Below are 10,123 nucleotides of genomic sequence, written 5' to 3' on the forward strand. Positions count from 1 at the left end.
GTGTGGGATCGCCGTCGTGGTCGATCGCGAGTTGGTGCCGCAGAACGATGACCGTGCCACGGCTCGGGACAACGAGCTGACCCGTATGTTGGAGATGATCCGGCATCGTGGGGACGCAGATCATTTCGGGGAGCGGGGTTCCGGAGCTGGCTTCTCGATGGGGACTAACCGGTTGGCCATCGTCGACCGCACGCATGCGGCCCAGCCTTTGTCCGACGAGGCGGGACAGGTCTGGCTGGTGTTCAGCGGCGAATTGTACGGCTTCCGAGACATCCGACAGGAGCTGGAGCAGCTCGGCCACACCTTTCGCACGGACTCCGACACCGAGGTAGTACTTCGCTCCTACCTCGAGTGGGGAATTCCGTTCCTGCGGAAACTGAACGGCATGTTCGCGTTCGTCATCTGCGACAGCAGGGACGGATCGTTCCTCGCGGTGCGGGACCACGTCGGCATCAAACCACTGTACTATCAGCTTCAGGACGGGGTCTACCGGTTCGCGTCGGAGCAGAAATGTCTGCTCAATCATCCTGCGCTCATTCGCCCGGTTCCACCCGGGACTTATGTCCAGAACGGCGAAGAGGTTCGCTACTTCGAGCTGGACGAGCCGCAGGTATCGACCACGAGCTCCGCGGCTTCCCGCCGGTACCGGGAGCTCTTCGAGGCTGCGGTTCGTAAGCAGGTCGACACTGACCTTCCGCTTGCCGTACCGTTCAGCGGCGGCATCGACAGCGCGGCGGTCCTGCAAGCGGCGCGGAGGTACCACCACGACGTCACCGCCTTCACTGTCGGCTTCGAGGGAGCCGCGGACGTGGAGGTCGCGAGACGCTACTGCGAAGACTTCGGTGTCAAGCAACACATTGTCTACTTGAAACCCTCGGATCTCATCGACATCATTCCCCGGATAGTTCACGGAGCTGAGTTGTTCGAGGTCGTCGACATTATCGACGCCTGCACGCAGTTCCTTGTCTATCAGGCCGTCAGGAGACGCGGGATCAAGGTCGCGATCTGTGGGGACGGAGCTGACGAGGTGTTGGCCGGGTATGACCTGTTCAAGACGCATGCGGATCCGGTCGGATTGATGAAGTACCGGGTGGGGAACCTCCACCGCACCGATCTGCAACGGGTGGACCGGTCGAGCATGTTGAACTCGGTCGAGGCGCGTGTGCCGTTCCTGGACCGCCATCTTCTCGAGTTCGCCTATTCTCTGCCGATGGATCTGAAGATCCGTGATGGCGTCGAGAAGTGGGTTCTTCGGGAGGCTATGCGCGACCGGCTGCCCGCCTACATCGTTGACCGGCCCAAGATCCGCATGCCAGACGGCAGTGGCATCAAGAACGTCGTCATCGATCACGCCCGTCAGCATGTTGACGTGGACGACCGGGTCGCTCGCGGGCTCGGCATCACCAGCACGGAAGGTGCCTATTTTCTCGACATCTTCCTGAAGGCGGGCTTCCCGCCGCCGACCGAACGGTTCAAGCGGCCCGTGGACGACTACGCACCGAACGGTTACTTCGAATTCATTTCCTAGTAGGCCGTTGCGTCAGTGGCCGGGCCCTGCAGCTGGGATGCGTCGAAGCTGTGCACAGTGTCTTCTTGGAGGAGTTCTCAGATGTCATACCTGGACCCCGCGATCGCGGTCATAGATCCGGTTGCAGCGGCCGGACCTTACGGCCGGGAAGGCACCGCCATCGGCTTCAGAGTGATCTGTGTCCTGACGCAGGAATACCGCACCCCGTACGTGACGCAGACGTTCGATCCGGCGGACTTCAGCGAGGTCTACCAACACTCCTGTATTGACGAGACGGTGGCCTTTCTGAAAAGCCGCAGTGTCGTCGCGGTTGTGCCGGGAGCTCCGCCGTCTCTCAAGATCGTAGACGTGTTGGCTGAGTCGCTGGGGCTCATTGGCAATCCGACCGAGAGTCTGGAGGCACGAAGGAACAAGCGCGTGATGAAGGAGTACTGGACACGGCACGAGGTCCCGTGTGCTGCGTTCCACGAGTCAGGCGATCTGGAGTCCGTCATCTCCTGGGCTGACGGGCGCGGCTATCCGGTGGTCCTCAAGCCAAATGCCTCGGTCGGAGGCGTTCACGTCTTCGTGTGTGCGAACCGGCAGGAGGTCGTCGATGCCTTCAACGTGATCGTGAGTCGGGCAGACCCCTACCACCAGCAGTTTTCGACGGTGCTGGCCGAAGAATACCTTGACGGCGACGAGTATTTCATGGATCTAGCGCATACCGGCGGCGGCGAGGCCATGCCGGTCGCCTTCGCCAAGTACGAAAAGATCCAGCGAAATGGAAACGCGAGCATCTATAAGAACATGTTTTCACTTCCGTTAGACGATCCGATAGCCCTAGCGGCTCTGCCTTACGTGCGGTCGGTCAACGACGCGCTCGGAGTGCGTTACGGCATCAACGACACTGAGTTCAAGATGACGTCACGTGGCCCGCGGGTCGTTGAGGTCAACAACCGCCTTCCGGGTGCCAGCGTTCCGTTGATGATCCAGAGGTGCTCAGGCCTCAACGTCTTCCAGGAGAACATCAGGATCTTCGTCGATGGACGCCGCACCTCCGGGGACTATCACTTTGAGCGCCACTACAACATCTGCTGCCTGATCAACGACCAGCCTGGTGTGGTCCAGGGCTATGCCGGGCTCGACGAGGTCAGGGAACTCCTCTCGTACGACGGCGAGAGGATGATCGCTCCGCAGGGCGTCCACTGGCCGGTCACCCGAGACCTGGACGGCTGCTGGGGGTTGATCCGCCTCGTACACGAGGACCGTGAGCAGTTGTCCCGCGACGCGGAGGCTGTGCACGCCATGATGCGACTCTTGGTTGCCTAGTACTCCAGCCGCATCTGGTGGATTCGGAGTCTTCGCTGGTAGCGGGCTGTTCTAGCGCGGTACTGGTGTCGTCGTGATCGTGACCATCGATCGAGGTGGTCGAAGGGGCGGGTGGTGGTGATCAGGTGTGCCAGGAGACGTCGGGCCTCGTCGAGGGTGAGGAATGAGGCCATCGTCAGATCCGGCGTCCCCTTCTCGCTTGTGCGGCGGTGACGGCGCGACAGTCATAGGCGGACAGGACGAGGGCTGGTCGAAGACCGTGCTGACCGACGCGACCTGGCCGATGCAGATCGACGTGCCGCGCGACCAAGCCGGCGCCAGGTCCTCGAGCCGCAGATCTCCGTCGACGGCAGTGGCGCCTGTTTCGGAACCGGAGAGGTGGTGTGGTCGCCGTATGCGAAAGGTTGACCACGGGGGAGATCTCGGCACACTTCGCGGAGATCCATATGCCTCGGTCAGCAAGGAGGCAAACTCCCGGGCCCCGAAGAAGGTGATCGAGGAGATGGCCTATTGGTCCCACCGACCTCCCGACGTAATCTTCGCCGCGATCGGTCACCCCCGACGGGGTGAGAACGTCCTCGGCCTATGGGCCTCCGGCAGTGAAGGGCGCGACTTCTTGATGAGCGTGCCCACCGGCCTGCGCAACTGGAGCGTCAAGGACGTGTTCATACTCGTTTGCGACGCCCCAAGGGAGGCCGTCCGACGCGGTCGGCCGTCCGAGCCAGTCGTCATCCCTGGACCGATGCTCGAGTAGAGGCGGGATCGTGCGGGGGGCTGGCGGTGTCAGTGAGGTTGACTTGGGCATCGTCGGACCGCCGGTGACGCAACTCGGCCGGTAGCATCGCTAGTGCGATCAGCGCGCCGAGCAGGCCCGTCGCGGCGAAGCCCCAGGCTGGTGCGGAGGCATCGATTGCCGCCCCGGCCAGCGGGGTGCCGAGGGCCACTCCCACCACCATCGCCGAGCCGTGTAGGCCCATCGCCTCACCTCGTACGCTCGCCGGTGCCAGCCGGCTCACCGCGTCGGCAGTAGCGGCGATGGTCGGCGCGGTGAGCGCCCCGGACGGCAGCAGCACGAGGGCCAGCAGCCACCATTCGCCGCTGCCCAGACCGACTGGAATGGTGACCATTCCGAGTAGTAGGGCAAGGATCAGCGATGGCACCGGGCGAGATAGCGTGCCGTAGGTGAAGCCGCCGACCAGCGAGTATGAGGCCCAGAGTGCCAGGACCACGCCGGTCCATTCAACCTGACCGGCGTCACGCAGCACTGCCACCACCGCTACTTCGGTGCCGGCGATCACCAGCGTGCCGGCCGCACCGCCGGCGAGCAGCCCGATCAACCGTGGGGTCAGCCACTCCTTGCGGGGCAGCGGCTGCGCCGGCGTCGTCACCTCGTCTTGGGCTCGGGTCGGTGGATTGAGCACCAGCAGGGTGAGTCCGGCCAGCACTATGCCGCCGCCGACGGCGTACAAGGTCAGGGTGGGCGAGACACTGGTGGAGAGAGCCACCGCCGCCGCCGGTCCGATCATGAAGCTGAGTTCGACCGACATGGAGTCCAGCGCGTAGGCCTGACGCCGTCGGGTCGGCGGGACAAGTGCGGCGATCGACTGGCGGACCACGGAGAAGACCGGGAGGGTGAGTAACCCACCGACGAGCGCGGCGCCGAGAAGCACCGGGTAGGGCAGAACCGGCGCCGTGCCCCAGAACAGCGCCGATACCGCTGTGGTCAGCAGCAGCATCGGCCGTAGGCCCCGCCGGTCGACCAGTCGGCCGAGTAGCGGTGCGCCGAGCGCCGAACCGACCGTCATCGCGGCCCCTACCAGCCCGGCGGCGAAGAATCCGCGACCCAGATCGAGTACGTACAGCGTCATCGCCACCGCCGTGGCCGCCACCGGGACCCGGGCGAGGATCGCGACCAGCAGCAGGGGTCGTAACCCCGGAAGCGCGAGCGTGTCCCGGTAGGGCTTCACATTCAACATGACCCATGCCTTCCACGGTGAGCAGCTAAGACGAATGATTCCTGTGTCATTCGCAAACATGGCACGAACGGAGAAATGTAAGGACTCGCCCTACGCGACGATCATTCAGTATCGAGGGGTGTGTGCGGCCGGAGTTCCCTGCTGACCAACCAGGATTTCTCCGGTAACGCGTCGAGCGTTACTGCGAAGATCACCGGATGTAGGTGATTGAGGGGCGTCTCACTGGACTACGGTCGGCATCGCGAACACCTCTCCCCGGGAGGTGCCGCCCGTACGTTCTCTATTGACTTCCGAGGCAAGGTGCATGCAGGGCAGAGGGAATGAAAATAGGGTCCAGATTCAAAGCAGGCCCTCAGGTCAGTGGCCGCTCACGTATACGCCCGGAGCCCCCCATCGTCGTGACACTCGACAAAGGTCGCGCGCCGGGCACGTGGTCGGTAGTAACGGCTTTGGCATGCAGACGACGGTAGGGTCTTCTCGGTGAATCGGCCAGCCGCCTGTACGTGGCACCCAACAATGCTCAGAGGCCGATGCAGCGCAATGGCCGCCGCTCCCTACGGAAGCTAGAGGCGGAGGCCCCGGTCCGCTCCAGTGCCACACCGGGGTCCTCAATGAGGACTCTCAGTGAGAGGAGGGCCTCAGTCGGCACTGATTCAGACCTACAGTCTCGTGATGTGCGTCACATCCTTGTGGTCCAGGTTCGGCTGTCGATGCTGGCCGCGCTCATTCAGATGAGAGTGGCCGAATCTCGGCTATGCCGTGGTCGGTCAGCGACCGCACAGACGCGCCAGCCATGCACTGCTCTCATCGGACCCGACAGGGCGATCTTCGCCGGCTGCCCTTCCGCGAGTTCGCGATCAACAGGAATGGTGAGTTGCCCGCCGCGATCGCCTCCGAACTACCGGGGGAACCTCAGTGGCAGCACTACTGCTGCTTCGGCACAAGCATGCCAATCACATGACTCCGGCCCGAGGCGACCACGGGGTGGACATCCAGGTCTGGAACCCGGACGTGTGCGTCTTCTACCAGGTCAAGCGCTACCCACATCCGCTGACCGCCCGACAGGCAACCAAGATCCGGCCAGTACTATGCCGCCGCCGACGGCGTACATGGTCAGGGTGGGCGAGACACTGGTGGAGAGGGCCGCCGCCGGTCCGAGTGTTGGAGGCGGTGCTGGAGCGGCTGACCTACGTCAACGACGAGACCGGCTACACCGTCGCTCGCGTCGCCACCGACCGTGGCGGTGACCTGTCGACGGTGGTCGGCGCGTTGTTGGGGGCGCAGCCCGGGGAGAGTCTGCGGCTACACGGTCGCTGGTCTTCGCATCCGAAGTACGGCCGGCAGTTCGAGGTCGACTCCTACACCACCGTCTTGCCGGCCACGATCCAGGGCATCCAGCGCTACCTCGGCTCCGGGCTGGTGAAGGGAATCGGACCGGTCTTCGCCGAACGGATCGTCGCGCACTTCGGTCTGGACACCCTGCGAGTCATCGAAGAGGAGCCGGCGCGGCTGGTGGAGGTGCCGGGGCTGGGCCCGAAACGCACCGCGAAGATCACCGCGGCGTGGCAGGCGACCCGCAGCCGGTTCGGCCCCGTCGGCGCTGAACCCTCGATTGACCAGGTCTGGTGCCAACTGTGTTGTAGATCCTGGCGGATGGAGCCGCTGCACCAGCCTCGACGTAGGAACAGGCGGGCGTGTCGTGGTCACTAGGCGTTTTCGCGGCTTTCACCAGACCGTAGGGCCCTGACCTGCACCTTCATGCCACGGCCCCGGTTATTTCGCACTGAGCTGCAGTGCGCGGGTCATTCGCACGCGCTGGTCCATCGCCGGAAGCTGAAGTTCGCCTCACCAATGTCGGACACGGACTCCGTCTTGCCTTCGATCCGATGTGTAGCTTAGGTTAGGCTCACCTAAGCCGACCATGAGGTGCTCGATGTCCATTTCCCCTCCGTCCGTCCGTCACGCCGTCGCGGCAGGCGTGGCCCTGGTGGCCGGATGCGGCAGCGAGTCTGGCGACCAGGGCCAAAGCACGTCGTCCGCGTCGACTGCGGCCGGCTTTCGCGTGACACTCACTCACAAGGTCGGCAGGGCCGAGGTCGAGGTGCCCCCGCAGGGGGTGGTGGCGCTTCTCGATGCCGACCTGGACGCCCTGCTGCTGCTTGGCGTGCAACCCGTTGGCTCTTCTGAGTCGTCCGTCGAGGGTGGCGTCACCGGTTGGGCCTGGCCGCTGCGCGTGAGCAAGCCCGAGGTGCTCGTCACGGGGGACACCGGCTTCGGCGCCGAGAAGATTGCCGCGCTCGCCCCCGACCTGATCCTGACCGGTGACTATTGCTTCGACGACGAGTACGCGAAGCTCAGCAAGGTCGCGCCGACCATGGGGTACGAGACCACCGGCGCCTTCGAGGATGCCTCGCAGGGTGCCCTGCGACAGGTCGCCAAGGCGGTCGGCCGCACCGTGAGGGCCGAGCTGGTTCATCACCGAGGTCGAGGGCAGGATCGGCAAAGGCCAAGACCGACCTTCCGGCACTGGCCGGCAAGGAGTTCACACTCAGCCGGATGTGGGAGGCCGGCCCGATCAGGCGCGCTGCGCTCCGACAAGGACGCCAGCGAGAAGATCCTCAACGACTTCGGCCTGAAGCTGGCACCAGAGGTGGCCGCGATCCCCGGCGACGAGTTCGCCGTGCAGCTCAGCCTCGAGAAGGTCACCGTGCTCGACGCGGACGTCACGCCCGTCTACCACGCCGACAAGACGCTGCAGCCCACGCTCGAGGGAAACACTTCTTCTAGAACCTCGTGCCGGTCAGGAGCAAGTCCCTTGTGGCCCTGATTGATCCGCAGTTCTCGGCTTTGCGCACCCCGACACCGCTGTCGGTGCAGTACATCATCGCCAACGTCCTCCCGGACGTCGCGACCGCTGTTTCGTAAGGAGAGGGAACATGCCTCAGAACCCGTTCGACGACGACACTGGCACCTTCTTCGCCCTCGTCAACCACGAGGAGCAGTACTCCCTCTGGCCCACCTTCAAGCCTGTGCCCAGCGGCTGGACGATCGTGTTCGGCGGGCCCGGCGGCGCTCCCCGAAAGGAGGTCCTCGACTGGATCGACAAGACCTGGACCGACCTGCGGCCCAAGTCGCTCCGTGACTTCATCGCGGAGCAAGAGGCCCTGACCACCTCCGGCAACTGACCAGTTCCCCCCCTTCTGCTTCGACCTCAAGGAGAGCAGCGTGCTACGAACCGTCCTCGGCGGAAAGATTCACCGTGCCACGGTCACGCAGGCCGATTTGCATTACGTGGGCTCCATCACCATCGATGAGGATCTGGTGCGGGCCGCGGGTCTGGTCGAAGGGGAAAAAGTCCAGGTCGTCGACATCACGAACGGCGCCCGCATCGAGACGTACGTGATCACCGGCGCCGCCGGCGGAGGACAGATCTGCATCAACGGTGCCGCCGCGCATCTGGTGCGGCCGGGCGACCTGGTGATCATCATGTCTTACCTGCTGGCAGAGGACGCCGCATTGATCACGTACGAGCCGCAGGTGGTGCACGTCGACGCCGACAACCGCATCGTCAAGCTGGGACACGACCCGGCCGAGCCCGTGCCGGGCGCGGTCGACCAGTTCTCGTCCAGGCAGCTCTAGATGGCTGCTCTCGAGCCGCTCGTCACCGATGGTTTCGTGCCCTACCCGGAGGACATCGCCGCTCGCTACCGAGCCGAGGGCTGGTGGACAGATGAGACGATGCCGGAGCCGTTGTTCGCCACGGTCGCCCGGGTCCCGGGCAAGATCGCGATCATCTCGGGCGACACGGTGCTCACCTACGCCGAGCTGGGCGACCGCATCCTGCAGCTCGCCGCAGGCCTGCGGCACCTCGGAGTCAGCCGCGGCGACCGGGTGGTGGTCCATCTGCCGAACATTCCCGAGTTCATTGCTTTCGTGTACGCCTTCTGGCAGATCGGCGCCATCCCGGTGTTCGCGCCGGTGGCCCACCGGCGTACGGAGATTGAGCACTTCGTCCAGGTCACCGAGGCCCGGGTCTACGTCACCGTCGCCAAGCACGACGGCGCCGACCTGGCCACGCTGGCGGCCGAGCTGAAGGCGGCCTGGCCCAGCCTGGAGCACACCGTCGTGCTGGACGAGGCCGGTGGTGGCGCCGACCTGGATCGCCTGCTGGAGCACGATCCGCTGCCGCACGAGCGGCGGACCCTGCCGGCCGACGTCGCCCTGCTGCAGATGTCGGGCGGCACCACCGGACGGCCCAAGCTCATCCCACACACCAGCGAGACGTACCTGCACTCGGTGCGGCAGAGCATCCCGATCTGCGGCATCACGGAGAACTCGGTGCAGCTGACCGCGGTGCCGATCTGCCACAGCATGTCGGTGCGGTCCCCAGGTTTCCTGGGCGTTCTTAGCGTCGGCGGAACCGTGGTGCTGGCCCCGAACGGCAGCCCCGACGTCGTGTTCCCGCTCATCGAACGGCACGGGATCACCCAGTCGTCGATCGTGCCGCCGCTCCTGCTGGCCTGGCTGAACTCGTCGCTCAAGCAGCAGTACGACCTGTCCAGCCTGGAGAGCCTGCACGTCGGCGGCGCACGGCTCAGCGTCGAGGCGGCCCGCCGGGTGAAGCCCGAGCTCGACGTCATCCTTCAACAGGGCTTCGGGATGGCCGAGGGCCTGGTCAACTACAACAGGTTCGACGTCGATGAAGAGACGAGCCTGCGCTGCCAGGGCCGTCCCATCTCGCCCGGCGACGAACTGCTCCTCCTGGACGACGCCGGCGATCCGGTGCCTCCCGGTGCGCCGGGGCACCTGCTGACCCGCGGGCCTACCACGATCCGGGGCTACTACCGCGATCCCGAGGAGAACGCCCGCAGCTTCACCGCGGACGGCTTTTACCGCACCGGCGACATCATCGAACGGTACGAAAACGGCTACCTGGCCGTCGTCGGACGCTCGAAGGACCAGATCAACCGGGGCGGCGAGAAGGTCGCGCCGGAAGAGGTGGAAAACCTGATCCTGGCGCACGGGAGCGTGCACGACGTGTCCGTCATCGGCATCCCCGACCAGATCCTCGGCGAACGGGTCAAGGCGTTCGTGGTCCTGCGGGCCGGCGCCGACCCGGCCACGCTGAAGCTGAGCTCCATCCGCGCGTTCCTCCGGGAGCGCGGCCTCGCCTCCTACAAGCTGCCCGACGCCCTGGAGGTGGTCGCAGAGTTCCCGCAGACGGCGGTCGGCAAGGTCAGCAAACGGCGGCAGCGGAGTCAGTAGGAGTGGTCCGCCCGCGGCGTCAGCGTTGCCCGTCCGCAGGCGG

Annotated in this window: 7 protein-coding genes and 1 pseudogene; 7 read left to right on the forward strand and 1 reads right to left on the reverse strand. The window is 65.1% G+C overall.

The annotated features are described in order from the left end of the window. The first annotated feature begins 16 nt into the window (after positions 1-16). Together ID554_RS15060 and ID554_RS15065 are read left to right on the forward strand one after the other, a co-directional pair. Positions 17-1,528: an asparagine synthetase B family protein gene (locus ID554_RS15060; protein WP_158573830.1), complete on the forward strand. Its 1,512-nt coding sequence runs from the start codon at positions 17-19 to the stop codon at positions 1,526-1,528. A gap of 81 nt (positions 1,529-1,609) precedes the next feature. Further along, positions 1,610-2,839, forward strand: coding sequence for an ATP-grasp domain-containing protein (locus ID554_RS15065; RefSeq protein WP_117230663.1), 1,230 nt, complete (start codon positions 1,610-1,612; stop codon positions 2,837-2,839). 728 nt (positions 2,840-3,567) lie between these two features. Here the strand turns inward: ID554_RS15065 and ID554_RS15070 are convergent. Continuing rightward, positions 3,568-4,815 carry an MFS transporter gene (locus ID554_RS15070; RefSeq protein ID WP_117230662.1) on the reverse strand — a complete coding sequence of 416 codons (1,248 nt, stop codon included), beginning with the start codon at positions 4,813-4,815 and terminating at the stop codon, positions 3,568-3,570. 1,158 nt (positions 4,816-5,973) lie between these two features. On the opposite strand from ID554_RS15070, the pseudogene ID554_RS15075 reads away from it, so the two are divergent. The 5 genes and pseudogenes from ID554_RS15075 to ID554_RS15095 all read left to right on the forward strand — a co-directional run. Beyond that, positions 5,974-6,384 (forward strand): annotated as a pseudogene (locus ID554_RS15075) (YrrC family ATP-dependent DNA helicase); the annotation flags it as partial. 364 nt (positions 6,385-6,748) lie between these two features. Continuing rightward, positions 6,749-7,642 carry an ABC transporter substrate-binding protein gene (locus tag ID554_RS15080; RefSeq protein ID WP_158573829.1) on the forward strand — a complete coding sequence of 298 codons (894 nt, stop codon included), beginning with the start codon at positions 6,749-6,751 and terminating at the stop codon, positions 7,640-7,642. A 109-nt stretch (positions 7,643-7,751) separates the two neighbouring features. Then, positions 7,752-8,000 (forward strand): MbtH family protein, encoded by a 249-nt coding sequence (locus ID554_RS15085; protein ID WP_117230660.1) that lies wholly within the window; start codon positions 7,752-7,754, stop codon positions 7,998-8,000. A 40-nt stretch (positions 8,001-8,040) separates the two neighbouring features. Continuing rightward, positions 8,041-8,454 (forward strand): aspartate 1-decarboxylase, encoded by a 414-nt coding sequence (gene panD / locus ID554_RS15090; protein ID WP_117230659.1) that lies wholly within the window; start codon positions 8,041-8,043, stop codon positions 8,452-8,454. Then, entirely contained in the window at positions 8,455-10,080 is a 1,626-nt protein-coding gene (locus ID554_RS15095; RefSeq protein WP_117230658.1) for a (2,3-dihydroxybenzoyl)adenylate synthase, read from the forward strand. It begins immediately after the preceding gene. Positions 10,081-10,123: the final 43 nt, after the last annotated feature.

The sequence above is a fragment of the Micromonospora craniellae genome (genome assembly GCF_014764405.1).
Taxonomy (GTDB): Bacteria; Actinomycetota; Actinomycetes; order Mycobacteriales; family Micromonosporaceae; genus Micromonospora; species Micromonospora craniellae.